Annotated in this window: 15 protein-coding genes; 7 read left to right on the top strand and 8 right to left on the bottom strand. The window is 42.7% G+C overall.

The window, feature by feature from the left end; genetic code table 11:
• Positions 1 to 17: 17 nt before the first annotated feature.
• From HMPREF9140_RS04685 to HMPREF9140_RS04675, 3 genes are all read right to left on the bottom strand, one after another.
• Positions 18 to 227, bottom strand: coding sequence for a helix-turn-helix transcriptional regulator (locus tag HMPREF9140_RS04685; protein ID WP_006952162.1), 210 nt, complete (start codon positions 225 to 227; stop codon positions 18 to 20).
• A gap of 116 nt (positions 228 to 343) precedes the next feature.
• Positions 344 to 1,567, bottom strand: coding sequence for a site-specific integrase (locus tag HMPREF9140_RS04680; RefSeq protein ID WP_006952158.1), 1,224 nt, complete (start codon positions 1,565 to 1,567; stop codon positions 344 to 346).
• Between the two features lie 384 nt (positions 1,568 to 1,951).
• A complete protein-coding gene (locus HMPREF9140_RS04675) occupies positions 1,952 to 3,730 on the bottom strand; it encodes a biotin/lipoyl-binding protein (protein WP_006952155.1) in 1,779 nt (592 codons plus the stop codon).
• Between the two features lie 147 nt (positions 3,731 to 3,877).
• Here HMPREF9140_RS04675 and HMPREF9140_RS04670 point away from each other — a divergent pair, with 147 nt between their 5' ends.
• From HMPREF9140_RS04670 to HMPREF9140_RS04660, 3 genes are read left to right on the top strand one after another with little or no spacing between them, the layout of a single operon-like run.
• A complete protein-coding gene (locus tag HMPREF9140_RS04670) occupies positions 3,878 to 4,696 on the top strand; it encodes a hypothetical protein (RefSeq protein ID WP_006952151.1) in 819 nt (272 codons plus the stop codon).
• A 2-nt stretch (positions 4,697 to 4,698) separates the two neighbouring features.
• On the top strand, positions 4,699 to 5,949 hold the full coding sequence (locus tag HMPREF9140_RS04665) for a nucleotide sugar dehydrogenase (protein WP_006952149.1): 1,251 nt from the start codon (positions 4,699 to 4,701) through the stop codon (positions 5,947 to 5,949).
• A gap of 14 nt (positions 5,950 to 5,963) precedes the next feature.
• Complete coding sequence (locus HMPREF9140_RS04660; RefSeq protein ID WP_006952147.1) at positions 5,964 to 6,917, top strand: alpha/beta hydrolase; 954 nt, start codon at positions 5,964 to 5,966, stop codon at positions 6,915 to 6,917.
• A gap of 502 nt (positions 6,918 to 7,419) precedes the next feature.
• Here the strand turns inward: HMPREF9140_RS04660 and hisS are convergent.
• From hisS to HMPREF9140_RS04635, 5 genes are all read right to left on the bottom strand, one after another.
• On the bottom strand, positions 7,420 to 8,793 hold the full coding sequence (gene hisS, locus HMPREF9140_RS04655; RefSeq protein WP_006952146.1) for a histidine--tRNA ligase: 1,374 nt from the start codon (positions 8,791 to 8,793) through the stop codon (positions 7,420 to 7,422).
• A 6-nt stretch (positions 8,794 to 8,799) separates the two neighbouring features.
• On the bottom strand, positions 8,800 to 10,077 hold the full coding sequence (locus HMPREF9140_RS04650; protein ID WP_006952145.1) for an adenylosuccinate synthase: 1,278 nt from the start codon (positions 10,075 to 10,077) through the stop codon (positions 8,800 to 8,802).
• The gene (locus HMPREF9140_RS04645) at positions 10,058 to 10,567 is read right to left on the bottom strand and encodes a Fur family transcriptional regulator (RefSeq protein WP_006952144.1); all 510 of its coding nucleotides are present in this window, start codon (positions 10,565 to 10,567) and stop codon (positions 10,058 to 10,060) included. Before HMPREF9140_RS04645 ends, HMPREF9140_RS04650 begins: the two co-directional genes overlap by 20 nt.
• A 153-nt stretch (positions 10,568 to 10,720) precedes the next feature.
• Positions 10,721 to 11,842 (bottom strand): thiol-activated cytolysin family protein, encoded by a 1,122-nt coding sequence (locus HMPREF9140_RS04640; RefSeq protein ID WP_006952142.1) that lies wholly within the window; start codon positions 11,840 to 11,842, stop codon positions 10,721 to 10,723.
• 12 nt (positions 11,843 to 11,854) lie between these two features.
• On the bottom strand, positions 11,855 to 12,847 hold the full coding sequence (locus HMPREF9140_RS04635; protein ID WP_006952139.1) for a hypothetical protein: 993 nt from the start codon (positions 12,845 to 12,847) through the stop codon (positions 11,855 to 11,857).
• A gap of 667 nt (positions 12,848 to 13,514) precedes the next feature.
• Between HMPREF9140_RS04635 and HMPREF9140_RS04630 the strand changes: the two genes are divergently transcribed.
• The 4 genes from HMPREF9140_RS04630 (at position 13,515) to HMPREF9140_RS04615 (ending at position 21,518) form a co-directional block, all read left to right on the top strand.
• Positions 13,515 to 15,662, top strand: coding sequence for a peptidylprolyl isomerase (locus HMPREF9140_RS04630; protein ID WP_006952138.1), 2,148 nt, complete (start codon positions 13,515 to 13,517; stop codon positions 15,660 to 15,662).
• A gap of 538 nt (positions 15,663 to 16,200) precedes the next feature.
• The gene (locus tag HMPREF9140_RS04625) at positions 16,201 to 17,628 is read left to right on the top strand and encodes a fibrobacter succinogenes major paralogous domain-containing protein (RefSeq protein ID WP_006952137.1); all 1,428 of its coding nucleotides are present in this window, start codon (positions 16,201 to 16,203) and stop codon (positions 17,626 to 17,628) included.
• 60 nt (positions 17,629 to 17,688) lie between these two features.
• Positions 17,689 to 20,346 (top strand): GEVED domain-containing protein, encoded by a 2,658-nt coding sequence (locus HMPREF9140_RS04620; RefSeq protein WP_006952136.1) that lies wholly within the window; start codon positions 17,689 to 17,691, stop codon positions 20,344 to 20,346.
• A 56-nt stretch (positions 20,347 to 20,402) separates the two neighbouring features.
• Positions 20,403 to 21,518: a hypothetical protein gene (locus HMPREF9140_RS04615; protein WP_006952131.1), complete on the top strand. Its 1,116-nt coding sequence runs from the start codon at positions 20,403 to 20,405 to the stop codon at positions 21,516 to 21,518.
• Positions 21,519 to 22,113 lie beyond the last annotated feature (595 nt).

Below are 22,113 nucleotides of genomic sequence, written 5' to 3'. Positions count from 1 at the left end.
ATTCCTTCAATAGCCAACTACAAATCATCTGTCCACAACAAATCATCAACTCTCACTCCCAATATCTTTGCCAACTGAATGAACATTTCAACATTGGGTTGGGCTACATTCGTAACCCACTTTGATATAACCGCAGGGTCTTTATCCAAGATTTCTGCCAGTTGTTTATTTGTCATTCCTTTCTCGGCGAGTACCACCTTTAGGCGATTGATTTTCTTACGTTCCATACTTATGTAACTTGATTACGCCATAAAATTACTCATTATTTCTTAAAGCACATGCTTTTCATGCAAAAATACAGTTCTGTTGAATCAAAAAAATGTTTTTCAATTCGTTTTTCATCTTAAATCTTCAATTCAGGCAAACTATTGATTGCCTCCGGCTTCAATTTATCCACAGCACGAGTATATTTCTCGGTGTGTTTCAATCCGCTATGTCCTAATAAACTGGCGACGGTTTTGATGTTAGCCCCATTGTTGAGGATATTCACTGCAAAGCTATGGCGAGCACAATGCCAACTGATGTGTTTGTTAATGCTAGCACGTTTCACCCATCGTTTAACAGATTTGCTGCAGCTCTCATATGAAGGGAGGTTGAAGATAGAGGAACTTAAATCCTCAGGTGCTTCACCTATCAATGAAAGCAATCCGTTGTTCAGAGGAATAACTACACCACTATGTGCAGAATGTCCTTTGGTCTTATTCTGTTCAAACTTCAGCAGGCGATTGGTATAATCTACATTCTTATAGGTAAGGTCTTTTACATCACAGAAGCGTAGGCCACAATAGAGACAGAGAATAAAAGCACGTCTAACATTAGGATTCTCATTCTCATAATGACATTGAATCAATGCCTGTATTTCGTCCATTGAGAGTACATCTTTGCGCAACACTTGGTCATCTACCTTGCACACAACACCTTTGCAGGGATCTTTCTGCATTACTTCATGGTCAATGGCATAATGTATAACTTTCTTGAAACGCTGATAGATACTTTTTGCTCCTTCAACAACACTTCGTGATTGCAAATATTCAACAAAGTGTTCCATCATATCTTTGGTTATTAGTTCGGGCTTAATACTAAATTCATAAACAGGATATTGCTCTTTCAAAAAGTCATTAAAACGGTTCAAGGCAATCTTAATCATTCGCAGGTCTTTCTTCGAGTAAGTATCTATGTAAGCCTGATAGTAGTCTAGGAAGTTGATATTTCTATCTTTCTTCAAACGGTAACCGAGCATACTCTCCTTAAATTCCTGTTCACGCTCCGCACGAATTTTGGCAGCCAATTCAAGAGTTTCCTTGTTCTGTTGCCTTTCCGCAGGAGTACGGGGCTTAGCTATCAAGTACAACTGCAAATTCTCTTTTCGCCTGTTATGCTTAATATGTACTTTGGGCTTACCAGCCATCTTTCCTGTTTCGTACAAAACAGGATTACCGTTTTCGTCCAACACTGGCGTTTCTTCTCTACCGAGATAATACTCCAGATAAAGACTTATTCGACCATCAGAAAGCACATTTTGCTCCAATTTCGGATTTTCCTTTGCTTTATTTTCTAATTTTGCCATAATTGATAGTTATGTACCTGAATGAGTATAGAACCGAGTAAAATCATTAACTCATTTATTTTCAGATATTTTCTTATTTTGCATGAGATACTAAAAAGTTCCGAATGTCAAAGTGTAGTATCTAACTAAAAACAGGCAAGAACGGGTAAAATTGCCAAATATAAATAGTTGATTGTCAGTATAATATATTATTTTCGTTTCTCTTGTTTTACCTGCTTTGTACCAGCTCTGGGTACTATAAGTCCCTTGTAAATACAACGATTTACAAGGGACTTTACATTTTTGATTTATATTGTTGGATTCTCATTTAAGCATAAAAAAACACGATTCATTCCGAAAAGGAATGAATCGTGCATATAGAGAAGATTAACTGAACAGACTTGTTTATGCTTCGTGTGGACGCTCAATGTAAGCTATCACGTCGCCCTTATTGATTTTCGAACCTTGTTTGGCGTTTATTTCAACAAGTTTACCACCTAGGTTGGCAGGAATGTCGACAAATTCACCCCAGGGTGAGAGAATGTAGCAGAAGGTGTCAGATTCTTTATATTCCTTGCCAATGTATGGCTCGATGGCTGGGGAGATTTCTCCGTCGCCTTGGAATTCCCAAAATATTTGTCCTTTTACAGGGGCTACGATAGCATCGGCCTTGGCGTGTTTGAAAGCGGTTGCTTCTTCGGGACTTATCTTGGCGCCGAGCTTGGCGTCTTTGGCTGCCTGGAGGTCGGCCAGGAAGTTTTTCTTAGCTTGGCCACTCTTGTAGTTGCGATATTGCTCGGGATGCATTGCGAGTTCGAAGAGTTCTTCTTCATCCTGCCCGTATTCCCATCTATTTTCGTCCATCTCCTTACGGAAGTCGTCGAGGGCATTGGGAAGGAGTGTATGCGGGTCAGCGTCGGTGAATTGTAGTCCTTTCTGTGCAGCCAGCTCTTTGAGCTCTTGGCATATTTCTCCGGGTACTTTTCCACTTCGTCCGAGAATCATTCCCCACATAGAGTCGTCCATCATAACGAATCGTCCTTTGCCCTGTTCTATAGTGAGAAGGTTCATCAGGGCGATATTCTTGGTGTATTGCGAGAATGGGGTCACGAGTGGTGGATAACCTATGCGCGGCCAAACATATGCTACCTCGTCGAATAGTTTTACGAGCATGTCGTCTACGCTGAGTTCTTCTTCGCCTTTCTTTTTACGAAGGTTGTTAATAGAGGCTCGAATACCACCTAGGTCGGCCATCATTGAGCCCATCATTCCACCTGGAAGTCCACAGTCAAGTAATAGCGAACTCATGATTTTGTTTTGCGGATTGATGAAATACCCCAACCATTCGTCTATGAATTCTTGTGTAAGTGCGCGGGCCTTCATATAGGCGTCCATATTTATTTCAGGCACGTCGAAGCCGGCGTTTTTGAGCATGCTTTGCACGGAGATTACGTCGGGATGAACCTTTCCCCATGACAGCGGTTCGATGGCCACGTCGAGGATGTCGATTCCGTTTTTGGCAACCTCGAGCATTGATGCCATTGACAGACCTGGACCGGAATGGCCGTGATATTCGAGGATGATATCGGGATGTTTATCTTTTATCATTTTAGTTAACTGGCCAAGAAATGCCGGCTGGCCGATTCCAGCCATATCCTTTAAGCAAATTTCTTCTGCTCCGGCTGCGATTTCTTCATCAGCTAATTTACTGTAATATTCCAGTGTATGAACGGGTGAGGTTGTTATGCAAAGTGTTCCTTGTGGAGTCATTCCTGCTTCTTTTGCCCATTTGATAGAGGGGGCAATGTTACGGATGTCATTCAGTCCGTCGAAAATGCGTGGAATGTCGACTCCTTGTGCATGCTTCACGCGATACATCATTGCGCGAACATCGTCAGGCACGGGATACATTCGCAAAGCGTTCAACCCGCGGTCGAGCATGTGAGTTTTTATTCCGGCTTTGTGCAGAATTTCACAATAAGCGCGAACTGAATCGTTTGGATTCTCTCCTGCGAGCAGGTTAACCTGTTCGAAAGCTCCACCATTGGTCTCAACACGTGCGAAACAACCCATTTCAATGAAAATAGGAGCTATGCGCACCAATTGGTCCTTGCGTGGCTGAAACTTTCCAGAGCTCTGCCACATGTCTCGATAGATGAGACTGAACTGAATTTTTTTTCCCATATTATTAAATAATTCTTGTTCTAAAAATAACCGGATTATGTTGTATATAACCTGGCGTGCAAAAGTAGAGAAATTTTTCAAAACTCTTGTGACGCCCTTTGTTCTCGATTATTGGGCTACCTTTGCACGCATAATAAATCAAAGAAAATGAAGAAGTTTTTCATAATTACGCTTTTGCTTTCAACCTTTATTTTTATGGCTTGTTATGACCGCGTTTCGAGCGGCGACCGAGGAGCTATCGATAAGGAAACAAAGCTTAAAGGCGACCGAACTATCTATGGTTTGGCATGCGATGGGTGTTCGGATTCTGTAATTGTTTTCTTACCCAACGAAGGGGGTGATCCGGTGAGATATAATATTGTCAATGCACAGAAAAATCATCAGGTTTTTGGCGATATTGAGATTGGCGATGAACTGGCACTGCTCATAAACCCTCACAATAAAAATGAGGCAACGATGGTGATAGACCTCGAGCAGATGAAAGGCACGTGGACTTTTCAGGTGATTCCGAAGCTTAAACCCAGTGCAACAAAAACGGAAGAAGAGATAATGGCCAGTATGACTGATTCGATGAAAGAAGCGCTCTTCGTGCCGCGTGAATATGGATTTACCCTTAAGAGCTATCATCAAGCCTCTCCAGTTGGTTACATTGTTAAGTCGAACACGCTGGAAGACGAAAGTCCAGTGGAATATCCCAAAGTAACTGTTTACACGGGTTGGCATATATATAATGGTTGGCTCTATATTTACAAAGACACTATTGATGAACAAGGAAACAGAATCCCCGACGACCAGGTTGGGCACGACGACGGAACGATGGTGTTTCTATCTGCTGATTCTATGGCAGCTAAATTCGGAAAGAAAGTAATGCAATATCATCGCAAGGCCAATGCCATCGAAGCCAACAGAAAAGCACAAGAAGCTGAAGCTAAAGTAGCTGCGAAAGATACTCTAAAAAAGAAATAATTATGGAAAACGAAACAAAGATTGCAGTTGCCGGAACAGGCTATGTGGGCCTCAGCATAGCAACCTTGCTTAGCCAGCATAACCCTGTGACAGCTGTCGATGTGATTCCTGAAAAGGTGGAACTCATAAACAATCGATGCTCGCCAATCCAGGATGATTATATTGAGGAATATATCGCAAATAAACCGCTTCAACTCACTGCAACTATTGATGCAGAATGTGCCTATCGCTACGCTGACTTTGTGGTTATCGCAACACCTACTAATTACGATACGGCTAGAAACTATTTTGATACTTCGCACGTCGAGGAAGTAATAGAAATGGTACAGCGAGTGAATCCCGATGCAATAATGGTCATCAAATCTACAGTTCCGGTGGGCTATACCGAGAGTGTTCGCCGGAAATATAATAATCCCAATATAATATTTGCCCCTGAATTCCTGCGTGAAAGCAAGGCGCTCTATGATAATTTACACCCGAGTAGGATAATAATAGGTAGGCCAGACAACGACACCAGACTTCAGCAAGCCGCCAGTCATTTTGCCAGTCTACTCAAGCAAGGCGCTATCGATCGCGATATACCAACACTTTTTATGGGACTAACCGAAGCCGAAGCTGTGAAGTTGTTTGCCAATACCTATCTTGCCCTGCGTGTGAGCTATTTCAACGAACTTGACACCTATGCAGAAGTGAAAGGCCTAGACACAGCAAACATAATCCGTGGTGTATGTCTCGACCCGAGAGTGGGGGCGTTCTATAATAATCCATCGTTCGGTTATGGTGGTTATTGTTTACCGAAAGATACTAAGCAACTCCTAGCAAACTATGCTGATGTGCCAGAAAACCTAATTCAGGCCATAGTTGAGAGCAACAGAACACGTAAGGATTTCATAGCCGATCAGGTTCTACACAAAGCAGGCTACTATGATTACTTCGATCGGGGCGACTATAATCCTGATGAGGAAAAAGAATGTGTCATCGGAGTCTATCGTCTCACTATGAAATCGAATAGTGATAATTTCAGACAAAGTTCCATTCAAGGGGTAATGAAACGCATTAAGGCTAAAGGTGCGCAAGTTGTCATCTACGAACCGACGCTTCCCGACAACTCTACATTCTTTGGTAGCCGAGTAACAAATAACCTCGACATTTTCAAGCAGAAATGCCAAGCTATTATTGCGAACAGATACGACTCTTTGCTCGACGACGTGAAGGAAAAAGTATACACACGTGATATTTTTTTCCGTGATTAAATCTTCTCAATAAAATGAACAAATCAAATCCAAGGATAAAACCCGTAGCCGACCTTGTTACACCACAAGCCGGACGTCGACTTGTAAAGATCGAAATAACCGATCCACGAATCGATACCATTACTGAAGTAGTCTATTCGCAACACTTCCACAATGGTACACACTCCCTGCACATGACATTATTTGTACCCAACACGTCGGAACCGAAACCATGTGTTATATATTTTCCTGGAGGAGGATTCACAACATCCGACTACGGAAAATGGGGTCGACTTAGAATGCGATTAGCCCTAGAAGGGTTTGTTGTTGCCGCTGTTGAATATCGTACTATTCCTCACCCATTCCCCGCCATCCTAATTGATGGAAAGACAGCCGTGCGCTACCTTCGCGCACATGCTAAGCAATTCGGAATAGATAAAGAACGCATCGGGGTGATGGGTAACTCGGCCGGAGGTTATCTTGCACAATTAGTCACAATGACTGCAGACGAAAAAGAATTTGATGAAGGCGATTTTCTCGAAGAATCATCAGCAACGCAAGCCTGTTGCGATATATTTGGCCCATCTGACCTAGCATCGGTCGATGAGGGCTTTCCACCCGAAATACAAGCTTTTCATCGCTCACCCAGTGCTGCCGAGGCTCTGTTGCTTAATGGTGTCACCTACGGCCGAAGTCCCAGTTACGATATCCACGACGACCTTGAGCGTGCCCGTTGGGCCAGTCCTATGGGGCATCTAAAATCTGGTTTACCCCCATTCCTCATCATGCACGGTACTCACGATATGATGGTGTCACGTTTCCAAAGTGTTCATCTATACGAAGCTCTTATGAAACTCAATACTCCTGTTGAATTCATTGAGATTGCCGACGCCGGCCATGGCGATGATTACTGGTTTCAACGCCCGGTAATTGACCTAATCGCCTCCTGGTTCAAGAGTACTCTCATGCCGGAATGCTCTACTATCTGACAAATATCGCTTTTGTAAGATTACAAATCGTTCGCGACGGCGGTAAAAGCCGTTTTGCAATTTGCAAAACGTCCGCGACGCCGGTAAAAGCCCTTTTGCAATTTGCAAAACGTCCGCGACAATTGTAATATCGCTTTTGTAAGATTACAAAACGTTCCCGACGACGGTAAAAGCCCTTTTGCAATTTGCAAAACGTCCGCGACGATGGTAATATCGCTTTTGTAAGATTACAAAACGTTCGCGACAACGGTAAAAGCCCTTTTGCAATTTGCAAAACGTCCGCGACGATGGTAATGTTGATTTTGTAAGATTACAAATCGTTCGCGACAACGATAAAAGTCCTTTTGCAATTTGCAAAACGCCTGCGACGATGGTAATTAATCTAAAAAAGGCCTGCACGCCCATAGATGGATGCGTGCAGGCCCTTACGTTTTATTGATTTGGAGTGGGGGATGGTTTTATGTTTGCTACGATGTGCCGACTACCTGTAAGATACGCCGAACTAGATAGGTGTTTTTTGCAAAGTTGAGAGCAATAGGGTGGGGGAGAGTGTTGTTTGCTCTCCGGTGAGCATGTTTTTCAAGGTTATTTCGCCGTTTTTTATCTCGTCGGCTCCGGCTATGGCTACGAATGGAATTTGTTTGGCGTTGGCATAGGTCATTTGCTTTTTCATTTTCGATGCGTCGGGATAGAGTTCTGTGCGTATACCGGCTTGACGGAGGGTGGCGATGATGGGCATGATGTAGCGTGTTTCGTCGGTTCCGAAGTTGGTGAAGAGTATCTGGGTGCCGCTCACGCTGTCGTTGGGATAGAGGTTGAGGGTGTTCAGAACGTCGTAGATTCTGTCGGCTCCGAAACTTATTCCGACGCCTGATATCCCGGGCATTCCAAAGATTCCGGTGAGGTTGTCATATCGTCCGCCGCCGGTTATGGAGCCTATTTCGGTGTCGATGGCTTTTACTTCAAAGATGGCGCCGGTGTAGTAGTTCAGTCCGCGGGCTAGGGTGAGGTCGAGTTGGATTTCGTTCTTCAAACCGGTGTTTTCTAGCGTGTGGAGTATGAATTGTGTTTCGTCTACGCCTTTTTTGCCGGTTTCGCTTTCGGCTAGTACGCTGGCGATGGTATCGAGCTTTTGGTTGTTCGAGCCTTGGAGTTCGATGATTGGTTGAAGGCGGTTGATAGCTTCGTTGGAGAGTCCGTTTTGCGCAAGTTCTTCGTTTACCTTTTCTTTCCCGATTTTTTCGAGCTTGTCGATTGCGGTTGTGATGGTTATTATTTTATCGGCTTCGCCAATGGTTTCGGCTATTCCGGTGAGGATTTTCCGGTTGTTAATCTTGATTACGACTCTGATTCCGAATCGTGTGAATACGGTATCGATTATTTGCATCAATTCCACTTCGTTGAGTAAGGATTCTGAGCCTATCACATCGGCGTCGCACTGATAGAACTCACGGTAGCGGCCTTTTTGCGGACGGTCGGCCCGCCATACGGGCTGAATTTGATAGCGTTTAAAGGGTAGTTGCAGTTCGTCGCGGTGCATTACTACGTAGCGTGCGAATGGCACGGTGAGGTCGTATCGCAAACCTTTTTCGCAGAGTTTTGTTTGGAGTTTCAGCGTATTGCGCTCGGTGAGTTCCTGGTCGGTTATGGATTTGAAGTAGTCGCCCGAGTTAAGGATTTTGAATAGCAGTCGGTCGCCCTCCTCGCCATATTTTCCCATAAGTGTTTGGAGGGTTTCCATTGCTGGGGTTTCTATTTGCTGATAGCCGTAGAGGGCATAGACGCTTCTGATTGTTTCGAAGATGTAGTTGCGTTTGGCCATTTCGGTTGGTCCGAAATCGCGCGTGCCTTTGGGTATGGATGGTTTGTTTGCCATTGTGTTTTATTTTCTGATGATGGTTTGCTGGCGGTCTGGGCCGAAGGATATTATCTTTATTCGCACACCGAGGAATTGCTCGATGAACTCAACATAATTCGCAAATGCTTGTGGGAATTGTTCTTCGTTGGTGAAGTCGGTCATATCGGTGAGCCAGCCGGGGAACTCTTTGTAGATGGGCTCCACGTTGTCTATTGAATATGGCAGATGGTCGGTGGTATCGCCATTCGGTAGGCGATAAGCTATGCATGCTTTTACGATGTCGAAGCCGTCGAGCACGTCACTTTTCATCATGATGAGGCTAGTCACGCCGTTAATCATTACCGAATATTTCAGCTGAACAAGGTCGAGCCATCCGCATCGGCGTTCGCGTCCGGTTACGGCGCCATATTCGTGCCCGAGATTGCGCAGCTTGTTGCCTGTTTCGTCGAACAGTTCGGTGGGAAACGGACCGGCACCTACGCGTGTACAATAGGCTTTCATTATTCCGAGCACGTTGCTTATTCTGTTCGGGGCGATACCCAGACCGGTGCAGGCTCCGGCACTCACGGTGTTCGATGAGGTTACGAATGGATATGAGCCGAAATCGACGTCGAGCATAGTGCCTTGTGCGCCTTCGCAAAGGATACTTTTTTGCTGGACGATGAGGTGGTTTATTTCGTGCTCGGAGTCAACGAACTCAAACTCTTTCATGTATTCCACGCCTTCCATCCAAATGCGTTCGGATTCTTCGAGCGAGCTGAAATCGTTCCAACCTAAGGCTTTGAGCATATTCATATGGCGAGCTTTACAAGCTGCGTATTTGCAGTCGAAATTCTCCAGAATATCGCCCACTCGTAGGCCATTCCTACTGATTTTGTCTGTGTAAGTTGGACCGATTCCTTTTCCCGTCGTTCCCACCTTATTTTTTCCTTTTGCCGCTTCGTTGGCGTGGTCGAGAAGCCTATGGGTGGGCATGATGAGATGAGCTTTCTTCGATATTTTGAGCCGCTGCTTGAGTGGATGACCGCTTTTCTCGAGCTCGCGGGCTTCATTCATGAACAAATCGGGCGCCAGCACAACGCCATTGCCGATGATGTTTGTTTTTCCTCCCTGAAATATGCCTGAAGGAATGGAGCGCAGAACATATTTCTGTCCCTCGAATTCAAGTGTGTGACCGGCGTTCGGACCGCCCTGAAACCGTGCTACAGCGTCGTAGGCTGGTGTGAGCACGTCGACCACTTTTCCTTTTCCTTCGTCGCCCCATTGGAGACCTAGCAATACATCAACTTTTCCTTTTTCCATTTGCTTTTTTTTGTTTCTGTTGTTTAATCTTGTTACGTTGCCTCGATAAGTTGGCTTGGCAGCGTGCGCAGATTCCATATATATATAATGAGAATCCATCCTTTCTGAACTTAGACAATTTAGCCTCGTTGATGACACCGGCTATCTCGGGCGAATCGATGTCTACCACCTTTCCGCACATGGTGCAAATTTGGTGCACGTGCATGTCGTTGTTGTAGCTCCCTTCATATTTTGTTTGCCCGATGAATCTGTGTCTCACCACCAGTCGCATTTCAATAAAGAGGCGCATCGTGTTGTAGAGAGTTGCGCGCGAAACATGGAAGTTTTCTCCCTCAAGTTTGTCTTTCAACTCGTCAATGGAGAAATGCCCTTTCATGTCGTAAACGGCATCAAGGATGGCAAATCGCTCGCTTGTCTTTCTATGATTATAAATTTCCAAATAGCCCGTCAGAATATCCCGAACTTTCAGTTTAACATCTTCTTTAGTCACTGTTACCTAGTATGATTTAACCCGCGCAAAGTTACTATATTCCATATATAAGATTCTAGGTAGAGTTTTCAAAAAACAGTAAAAGCTCAATCAAAATTGATTGAGCTTTTACTTATTTAAAATCTAAAAAGACGGAGAGCGATGTCTGACTTGCTACTGTTCTGGTACTAATTCTTCGTCTGTATATGATATGCGGATTTCAACCTCTCTATTATTACGCAAAGAACGCACTCTATAAGAGATGGGCACTGAGGCTCCTATAATCGATGTTGATTCTGGTACTTTAATGAACTCCATAAAAGTCTCATAATCTCTTACCTTACTAGCAGTTGTTAGTGGGCCACCCGCTATCATAATTTTGATTTTCTGATTTTTGAAATATTTATTCCATTTCTGGGATAGTTCTGTTTTAACTTCTCCACTATATTTTCCGAAATTAGCCTCAATACCTCCTTTAATCATCTTACTGATAGAGTCTGCACTTTCTGTAGTCTCAACAAGAATATGAAGAACTCGACCATAGTCAACACTGCTAACATAAACTGGTTCATATTCTCCAAGATTTGTCAGTTCTCCCCAGTCATCAGCTGACTTCGGATCTACTGAGATATTAAAGAATTGCTGTCTGACTTTTACCAATACATAATGTGTTTTATTCGAAGAATATTTTTTATGCTCATAATTAAATTTCGCCTTGACCATTCCTCCTAGGACGCTGGCTTTAACATGTATTCCAAATGTCTTTAAGAAACTTTCTTCTGTTGTAACTTCATTACTTCGGTATGTAATATACGCTGGAGCGTTATTATAATCTATTTCTCCAACATGTGGATTTAATAAGTTATTAATGGATTGTCGAACATTACTCAAGATGGGGAATGATGATTCAGAGACTACCAAGTCTTTTCCTCTCAAAGATGCCGATAACTTTATTTCTTGTGGATTCTTAACAACTACCGGAGCATATTCTCCTTCCATAAAGGCATCTCCGCGAAGTATACTTCCTGGGAAAATAATCTCAGAGAGAGTTTCATCAACAAGTTCTACTGGAGCTAGGGTCATCTGCCTTCTCACAACTTGCAATAATTCTCTTTTATTACCATCAATAACATTACCTGTAGGTTCTGAAGATATTACTTCTGGTTGGGCAACTTTAAATATTACTGGTTTCAAGTTATTTAGTTGCTTTGATGTTGCATCTTCATCACTTTTACAACTACTTATTAACACTACTATGACCGTTAATACCGGTATAAATTTAAATATCTTATTCATATCTCAAATGATTTATTTTTGTTCTAAAGGAATGTTGTAGAATTCAAGTACTACCTCGTCTCGCCCTTCATCTTTTTGTCGTATAGTTATTTCCTCTATTACTCTTACTGTTACTTCTGGGGCATGCTTTTCCGTCGTTTCCCCTTTTAAGAAGCGTATCTCCTGTCCTTCGAAAAAGTCGTTGCCGTCATACCGTTTTCCATTATACATCAACGTATATTTTTGACTTCTATTAGGTATAGACGCTAGAAATTTATCTTTCTCATTGCTTCCATCATCTATTTTAAAATAGAATTCATTATGATGTTCAGAAGCGTGGCTTCCAATCCCTATAAAGCCTCCACTTCCATCTCTTGTTTTTATAGATTTATACCATGCAGATAAATGAACACAATTGAAGTTTATTTGTTTGTTAACGGTTTCCGTAGGCTTTTCTTTACCTCTCAGCTTCAGAAAAGTATAAGAGAGCTGGAAAGTCCCAGGTTGAATTGGTATAATAAGTAATACATATTCTTTATTTCCAGGAAGATCTACTAGAGATTGTCGAATTTCTCCATCTTTCATCCATTCCTCATTCTCCTTAAGGAAATTAGGATTAGCAGAGAGATGTTTATCCAAAGAGTCTCGTCTGAAAATGAACACACGATAATCTTTTCCTATACGTCTATGAAATTCTCCATCTTTACTATGTAAATCAATAGAGTAATGGATATTGGATTCATTATTTAAGTCTTTTAAATCTATATCATATCGCAAGGTATCTCTGACCTGAATGTTATTTAGATTCTTTAAAGGGTTCTTTGAGAAGTTCTCCTTTATAGAAACTGAGAATGTAGCATCACCGGAATTGCCAGGGGTAGGTAGCCCATTGTTTTGATTTCCACCACACGAGTATAGAGTAGCTGCTGCTAATAATACTATCGCCAAGATGAAATCAACTAATCTAAATCTCTTTCCTTTTACATGTTGCCTCTTAGAAGTAGGGGGCGTTTTTAGTCTATACATAATTTCTTTTGAATTAAAATTAATTGCGCAAAAGTATATAAAAAATAGAGTATACAAAAATTATCCTTCTGCCCCCCGAGATAACTATACCCAATACCTTATTTGTATACGAGGCAAGACAATGTGAAGTTTACTATAGGTTGTCTGCAATAAAATAAGATATAATATAATGGTGAGGAGATGTTGTGTCGTATTAAATCTAGAGTAATTCGATGTAACGCTGAAACTATTTGGTTTTGCTCTCGCGGAAGTTCCGCAGCGTTGAAACTATTTGGTTTTGCTCTCGCGGAAGTCCCGCAACGTCGAAACTATTTGGTTTTGCTCTTGCGGAAGTTCCGCAGCGCTGAAACTGTTTGGTTTTACCCTCGCGGAAGTCCCGCAACGTTGAAACTGTTTGGTTTTGCCCTCGCGGAAGTTCCGCAACGTTGAAACTGTTTGGTTTTACTCTCGCGGAAGTTCCGCAGCGTTGAAACTGTTTGGTTTTAATATTTCATTAAAAACGGAGGTCTAGTCTATTACATGGAAGAGCTGTAAGTGTGCCTGAAACAGGCTTGTGCTGGGCGATTTATCAAAGGAATGTTACGGCGGTTATCTTTTTCTTATTATTTTTGTGCGCAATTTTTTAGACGCATAAGAAACACATAAAACATAAATAAAAAACAACAAAATGGCAGTATTAGGAAAAATCAGAAGCAGAGGGCTCATACTGATTATTATTATCGGTTTGGCCCTGTTTGCTTTTATTGCCGAAGAAGCTTTCCGCTCATGTAATGGCATCAAAGGTGAGGCCAGACAGCAGGTGGGCGAGGTTCTGGGCGAAAAAATCAATGTGCAGGATTTTCAGAAACTGGTAACTGAATATCAAGATGCAATCAAGTTTACCATGCAACGCGATAATCTTTCGGAGGAAGAACTCAACCAGGTGAAAGACCAGGTTTGGCAGCAACTCATAAGTAGCAAAGTTCTCGAAAATGACGCCAAGAAAGTGGGACTTACAGTTACAGAACAAGAGTTGCAAACGGTGCTGAACGAAGGAACTAGTCAGTTGTTGGCCCAGACACCTTTTGTGAATCAGCAAACACGACGCTTTGACGTGAACTCATTGAAGCAGTTCCTCGATGCTTATAAAAAAGCCCAAACCGCTAATCCACAACAGGCCGAGCAGATGCAACCGCTTTACAACTATTGGCTTTTTGTGGAAAAGAACTTGCGTTCGCAGTTGCTCGGACAGAAATATCAGGCATTGTTGGCTAGCTGCGTTCTCTCGAATAAAGCCGAAGCTAAGATGGCCTTTAAGGATGAGAACGAAGAAGCACAGATTCAGCTTGCTTCTTTGGCATATAACTCCATAAAAGACGATGAGGTGAAGATTACCGACGAAGAGCTCAAAGCTAAATACGATGAAATGAAATTAGCTTTCCGCCAGTCGGCCGAAACACGCGACATCAAATATGTAGACTTCCAAATCAAAGCCAGCAAAACCGACCGCAACGCTATTTCTAAGGAAATGAACACCCTTCAGCAGCAATTGGCTACGGCTACCGACCCTGCACAGGTTGTAAGCAAGAGCGGAAGTATTATTCCTTATCTAGGCTTGCCGGTTAGTAGCAAGGCCTATCAGGCTTATTCAGACATTTCATCGAAGATAGATTCTCTGCCCGTTGGTACCACCGGAGTTGTTGAAAATACACAAGACAACACGCTGAATATTATACGTATCATGGCAAAAGCCGAGCTCCCAGATTCAGTTCAGTTCAGACAAATACAGGTTGTTGCCAACACTACCGATGCGGCTCGTGCCAAGGCCGATTCGATTCAGAAGGCACTCGATGGCGGAGCTGCATTCGAGGATATAGCTAAACGATATGGCCAGACGGGCGAAAAAATATGGTTCACTGGTCAGCAGTACGAACAGGCCCCAAGCATGAGTCAGGACAATCGTCAGTACATCGAAGCAGTTCTCAACGGAGCAGTTAACGCAACCCAAAATATTGCTCTAACCCAAGGGAATGTGATTCTGCAGGTTCTTGACCGCAAGGCAATGACAACCAAGACAACGGCAGCAATCATAAAGAAAACCATCGATTTCTCGAAAGACACCCGAAGTGCAGCATACAACAAGTTCGCCGAGTTTGTTGCAAAGAGTCCATCGCTTGCCGACATCGAACGCAACAGTACAAAATATGGCTACAAGGTTCAGGAACTCAAAAACGTTGTAACCTCCGCACATTATGTTGCCGATGTTCATGCAACTCGCGATGCTTTGAAATGGATATTCGATGCTAAGCAAGGCGATGTGTCACAACTTTGGGAGTGTGGCGATAACGACCATTTGATGGTTATTGCACTTACGGGCATTCATCCGCAAGGTTTCCGCGACTGGAACGACCCCGAGGTTAAGGATATCTTGAAACGCGAAGTTATGAAAGATAAAAAGGCCGACCGCCTCATGGCTAAATTCAAAGGAGTTAGCAGTATTTCGGCTGCAACGGCGAAAGGCGCTCGGGTGAGCACCGTTGGCCAGATAACTTTCTCGTCGCCCGCCTTTATTCAGGCTACAGGAGCCGTGGAGCCCGCTCTTTCGGGAGCCGTTGCTGCAACATCTGTTGGAGCTTTCTCGAAGCATCCGGTGAAAGGCAATGCTGGAGTTTATATGTTCCAGGTAACGAAGAAGAATATGCGCGCCGGCTCGAAGTATAACGAGGTGCAGCAGATGCAACAATGTGCTCAACAGAACATGCAATATGTGGGCAATTTTATGCAGGATTTAGTGCTGAAGGCTAACGTTGTTGACCATCGCTATCTGTTCTTCTAAAGAAAAGCTCAATTAGAGATTAAATTCAGAAAAGATTTTAGGGCTGGCTCTTGTTAAAAGGGTCAGCCTTTTTTTGTTTACGAAATCATTATGTGGGGAGGCCTGTTTTTATCAAGTGTCTTACATGAGTTAGGTTTAACCCAAATCGGTCATTAGAGATTTTACAAGCAAAGTATTACAAATGAATATTTTTCACCAAGGGTATTAAATACTCTTCGTCAAAGGTGTACTATACTCTTATGTAAGGGTGTTAGCCCTAATGTAGGGACATATGACCGAGGGATAATCCGGGAGTAGACAAGAATATAAAAAAATCAAAAAAATATTTTTGTTCTTCTTTGCACTGTTTCTGCACTTATACGCGAAGTTCGAGGGCGAAATAATGTAAGAAAAAACTGTTTTTCGAGTGTTGTCGATTTGGAACTAAAGGAAGTATCGCCTATTTTTGCGGCGTTTTCATTGTGAAACGAAACATCAGACCATAACAATCTACTTGCAAGTGATAAGGTCTACTAACTGATCAAATAGATTTAGCTTTATGAAGAATTACAAAAACTTTTTCTTCCATGTCCTAGGTTTAGCTCTAGGACTGGTTGTTGTGAGTTGTGGCGAAAATAATTCGCCCGAAGTTGAGCCGGAAGTTCCGGTTAGTTTAAAAATCAACGTATCTAATATCACACAAAACAGCGCCGATGTTACTGTCGTTCCGTCAAACGAAAAGGCAACCTATAGCTATGGGCTGTTCCGCTCGGCTTCGTTGCAGGGGCTGAACGACGATCAGATTACAAAGCTGATTGTGCCCGACAATACGAAAATAAGCGAGAAGCTCATTACGGGGTCGAAAACATTCTCGCCCGATACGCTTGTGGATAACACTGAGTATACGGCTGTTGTTGTCTACTACAAAAATCTCATAGCAGATAAAGTATATCGGACAGATTTCAAGACTCTCAAATCAGCTTATAAAGACCTGGGCGAGGGAGCTAACTGTTATATCATACCCGAAGCAGGGAAATATAGCTTCGTTCCGCTGCACGTGAGTGGAAAGCCAATTGAAAATATTGCCAAGGTCGACTGGATATGGGCAACGAAAGTGGGCGAAAGTAACGAACAGAAATTGATTACGTATGTGAAGTATGATGGCAAGCGCGTACAAATCGATGCTACCGGTGAGCGAGGCAGTATTGTTCTGGCTGCTTTTGATAACGCTGGAAAAATTGTCTGGGTGTGGCACATCTGGTGCACGGAAGTACCTAAGACAATGAAATATTCGAATGGCAAAGTATTTATGGATCGTAATCTAGGAGCACTTAGCGCTAACGAAGCCGACGGAAAAAAGACGTGGGGCCTGTTATGGCAATGGGGCCGAATTGTTCCGTTCTTCAGCGGATACGAGGAAACGGAATGGCAAAAAGAAGATGCCTTCACTGAGTCGCGCAAATGGACAATAATGAATCCGACATATGGATTGGAATGGAAATTCGAATATCATGCTGTAGAGATAGACGAAGCTATCGCACGCCCAACAGTATTCTTCTGTGATAAGAAATCGTGCGACTGGAACAACACCATTAACCTTAAACTGTGGGGCGGCGTTAAGACCGACTACGACCCCAGTCCAGCTGGGTTCCATATTCCGCAAACCTCCGACTGGGAGGAACCACTTGCCAATTTCGTTCCTAGAGACGATTGGAGTGGTGCCACTTATACGTTTGAAGGAAACACGGCATGGTGGCCAGCTTCGGGCAGTGGACGAGAATTTGATTCGGGCTGTAATATCATCGGTTTTGGTGGAGGTATTTTCGTATGGTCTTCTACTGCAGAATATGTCACTGATATAATGTTCGGACTGGATAATTCTCCGATGGCTTACAGGCTCGCTTATCAAACCCGAACAAAATTCCTAACCCTAAAGGCGATGGGCAACAGAGCCTTCGCCCATTCAATACGTTGTGTGGCCGATTAATTTCGGCTACACAGCGTTGTATGTTTTCTTGAAACTATAATTCCTATAGAAATTATCAGTATGAAGAAACTAGTTATATTCATCACAGCAATTGCGTTCCTATGCCCCGACAGCGCAATTGCCGGCGATAATCCTGTATCGCATAGAATCAATATAGAAATGTCGGGCGTCTCACAATCGTCGGTGACGGGCGACCTCCCTTGCCCACCAAATACGGTTCACTCCGAAACCTACAATCCAAAAGCCCGAATGAAAGGTATCAATCGCTCCGACCTCGGATATGTAGGAGGAAAAACCAGATGCTATCAGATGTTCTCGGATAACTCCTATGTCGTTCGTGGTATTCAGGTGTTCGGTCTCTTTGCAAACGAACAATTCAGAGCCGAAACAGAAAGACTTCATGCCGACGAGGATGGAAATATGACGGTGCCTGTACGTCTAGAAGTTGCCTTCTGGAAGATTGGTCCAACGGGCTATCCCGATGAGAAGGTCTACAGTGAGGAAGTAGACATCATCGGTCAGAAAACCGCAGCCACCTGGGGAACCAAAGGAGCCGCTGACGAAGGCTTTATCTATGCCTTCAAAATAGATTTGAAGGAAAAAGTGAGAATGGAAAGTGGCTTCGTAAGCGTTTGTGCTGTCGACATGGGCAATAATCCTAAAAGTTCTTTCGCCTTGATTCACGATTCTGAAGTTCAGAATCCCGGACTTATCTCGTTTGATAAAGAAGGACAGCAAACGAGATGGTATAATGGTGGATTCAACTATTGTTTCCTAGGCGATCAAAATGAACCGCTAGCTCAGAAAGGATTGAAGTTTTCCAGAATGCTGGGCCCTTCGCCAACTGAACGTGGTAAGTTCGCAAAGGTTCAGGTGGAATTGCGGAACTATGGTACAAGCAATATCTCAGATGCAATGCTCGAACTCTATGAAAACGACCGCTTGCTTTACACCGAGCATGTTGATGCAACAATATTTAGCGGAGATACATACAAATACACTTTCAAAAACAGAGTGAATTGTTCAACTAACGGCGTGCATAACTTCATGCTCAAAAACATCACGCCAGGCGATGAGCAGCTGGCTCAACAAACTATTTCGTTCTTTACCAACAATTTCACCGGTGTATGCGATTCGCACAGCAATTTCGAAGGCTCGTCTAAATATATAAAGAAGGTAAAGGTCGGAACGATAGACAATGAATCGGGTTGGTCCAAATATTCCGACTTCACTGGAATGAAAACCGAAATCAAGCCAGGTGAAACTCTCACTATGACCGTAGAACGTGTTACACGTAAGGGCGACTTCATGAAACTGTGGGTGGATTGGAACAACAACGGGCTCTTCGACGATGAAGGAGAATTTATTGGATATGTTTCTAAGAATACTATCGATATAAAGATTCCCGAAAACATCTGCACTGAACCTGGCGATAAATGCATGAGAATTATTCTGAGTAATCAGGATGTACCATCGTTCGGCGCCTATACCTATGGTGAGACAGAAGATTACACTCTAACCGTTGCACGACTATCAAAGTCACCTGTAATGGTGGTTGGAAGCAAAGAATTTAGTCTCTCTATGAACGTGAATGAAAGCACCGATCAAACTCTCACCATCAGAAACGATGGAGAAGAAGAACTTTGCGGTAAAATAACTCTAGATTTTCATCTGCCTCTCTCGCCTGACATCAAGCCTGTCTATAAAGCTCCTGCTATTGTGAATTTATCGTCAGCAAAACCTAGGATTCAAGTATCTGAAAACTTGTTCAAAACTCCGGGGTCACCGCAATCTAATGATTTTACTCTAACTTATGCCGGTACTTATAATAGTAATGTGGGTTCCGACAATGTCTATGTTTCCTTTGCACAATCGTTCCCTGGTAGAATGTTGGCCGGAATTGACGGAATGATGCTTTCTAGCATCGATGTTTATATTGCGTCGCCTGCACGGAAATCGTTCGTTGTGGTATGGAAAGGACAAACGCAAAATATCAGCGGTGAGGAGTTGCTAAGACAGCAATTCACGCCAAAAGCTAATTCGTGGAATCATATTGTGCTCGATAATCCCGTGCATATTTCAGGTGAAGATATGTGGATTGGCGTAGCTTTCGAAGGCTGTAAAGGAATAAATTATCTGATAGGGATAGATAGAGGTCCAGCAACGATAGGCTTCGGTGACAAAATAAGCGTTGAGAAAAGTCCTTATTGGTGGTCGTTGGCCGATCTTGGGACAAATGGAAATCTGCTTATTCGAGGTAATATTACCGGTCGACGAACATCTGCCTTAAGCTGGCTAAGCATAGATGATGACGAATTTGTTATCGCCCCTAGACAATCAAAAAACATCAAATTGCACCTTGCCACGAACGGACTGCAAAATAACTTCTACGAGGCTCGTCTTAAAGTAACCTCCAACGATCCACTGGTTTCACTCCTCAAAATTCCTGTATTTCTCAATTCTATCGACCCGACAGGAATTTCTCTGCTTGAAGGTATTTCTGAACCAATATTCAGAATAACATCTTCAGAACGATTGGAAACACTTACCGATAAAGCTGTTAGCTACATTGCTCTATTCTCCATGAGTGGCGCGATGCTAGATATTAAATATGGTGCTAGAATTATTAATATCGGTCATCTGAAAAAAGGGTTATATGTAGTCAAAGCTGTCTATGAAGACAATACATCATCCTCAGGGAAAATAATTATAAAATAAATCTGGATGCTCGTTGCTGCTGCGCGCATCTCTTAACTCTTTAAAACTTACGAAGTATGAGAAAGCTTAAACTATTCATGGCAATAGCCGTCGGACTGTTTTCAACAAATATTGCAGCCCAATACATAATCGATCCTACCCTCCCGGTGCCAGTACCACAAGCCGCAAGTAGCGTGAGCGAATACGGATTCAACGCCAATTGGCAAACTGTTTCTGACGTTGAAGGATATCTCGTGAAAGCCTACGTAACTTTAACGGCAGAAACAGAGGAGGAAACTTTCGATTTACTCAACACAGACTTTAGCTTCATCGAATCGGAAAACACTGTAGACGACCCCGATGATAACGGAACAACCCAAGGCGGATTTGTATTCAATGAGCTCAAAATACCCAATCGATGCGGATGGAAAACAATGAATGGTGTGTTTGCAAAGGGTGTTTTGGGAATAAATAATGCATGGTATAAGATAATGGCTAATGGGAGCATCATCTCGCCGGTACTTGATTTGCGAAACGGTGATGGAAAGGTGCATATCAAATTTAAAATTAAAGGCGATGCACGAGCCAAAAAACTAACCGTGCAGCTCAGAAATATTGACGTGATACCAAACGAAGTTCTAGACGCTGACACTATAGATGTGACAACCCAGTGGACGGAACACGAGTTTACGCTTGAAGGTGGAATGCGACACAGCGACATATTATTCATGGGATTGGACGCAGGTAATCAACAAGCACTCTATTACTTCTTCGATGATTTGCGCGTGTGGCAGCAACCCAAGGTCGGACAGGAAGTTGCTGTGAACTATTCCGACAATAATTTCGTGAAAGATCCAACGGCAACCACTTGCTATATCTCTACAACTGACCTTGCTCCGAAGGAGAGATACGCTTTCACCGTATCGAGCTATGCCGACGGGAAAATCAGTAACGAATCTAGAAGAGTTCATTTGGATGAAACTCCTACATCAGTGAATCGTTCAGTCACTAATTCTGGAATATTCATCCAGCAAGGTGTTTTGCATGTCAATAAATCTTCAGAGCCCGTTATGGTCTACAATGCCTCTGGAATATTAATAGCCAAAGGTATGGACAACATCCCTCTACCGACTAAGGGATTCTACATTATTAAAGTGGGCTCTATAATCTATAAAATGTTCAACTCTTATTAATACATTATATCCTTCAGACTTGCCCAATCTTGCTGTCTGACTGCTATGCATATCTTGTGCAAGTTTTTCAATCCGCCTGAAATCGTTATCAGCAGCAAACGACTTCAGACGGATTCTGGATTAAGAGAAAAACTTTTCACGAGATAAGGGTAAAAACTAGAAGAAATATGAGAGGGTACTTTAAAGTTCTATCAGATGGTAATACTTCAACCTTTTTTCAGTTTTTCTTTTTCTTGATTTATATCAATATTCTATTTTGTAATCTTTATCAGGTTCATTTTTTTGTTTTATTTTTTTGTTTATTTCTTTTTGCGTTTTTATCTTTGCACTCGCTTTTCCGCTTAACGGCGGTGTTTTTTTTTGAGACAGAGCAGTGTTCTTTGATTAGTTTTTAAGATATAGACAGAGAAGTAGTACAAGTTACATTTGGCATTATTGCCAGGTGTATAAAAAGAGTCAAACCGTTGATTTATCTATATTTTTATAGATATGAGTTTTTTATACTTCTAATATTTTTGGATATTCGTTCTAAGACAGGCAGATTTTAGGGTACATGATTATATATATATTATGTACTTTATTCATTTAGATATTT

This window comes from Prevotella micans F0438, from assembly GCF_000243035.1.
In the GTDB taxonomy this organism is placed as follows: Bacteria; Bacteroidota; Bacteroidia; order Bacteroidales; family Bacteroidaceae; genus Prevotella; species Prevotella micans.
This window is presented reverse-complemented; position numbering and strand designations above follow the sequence as displayed.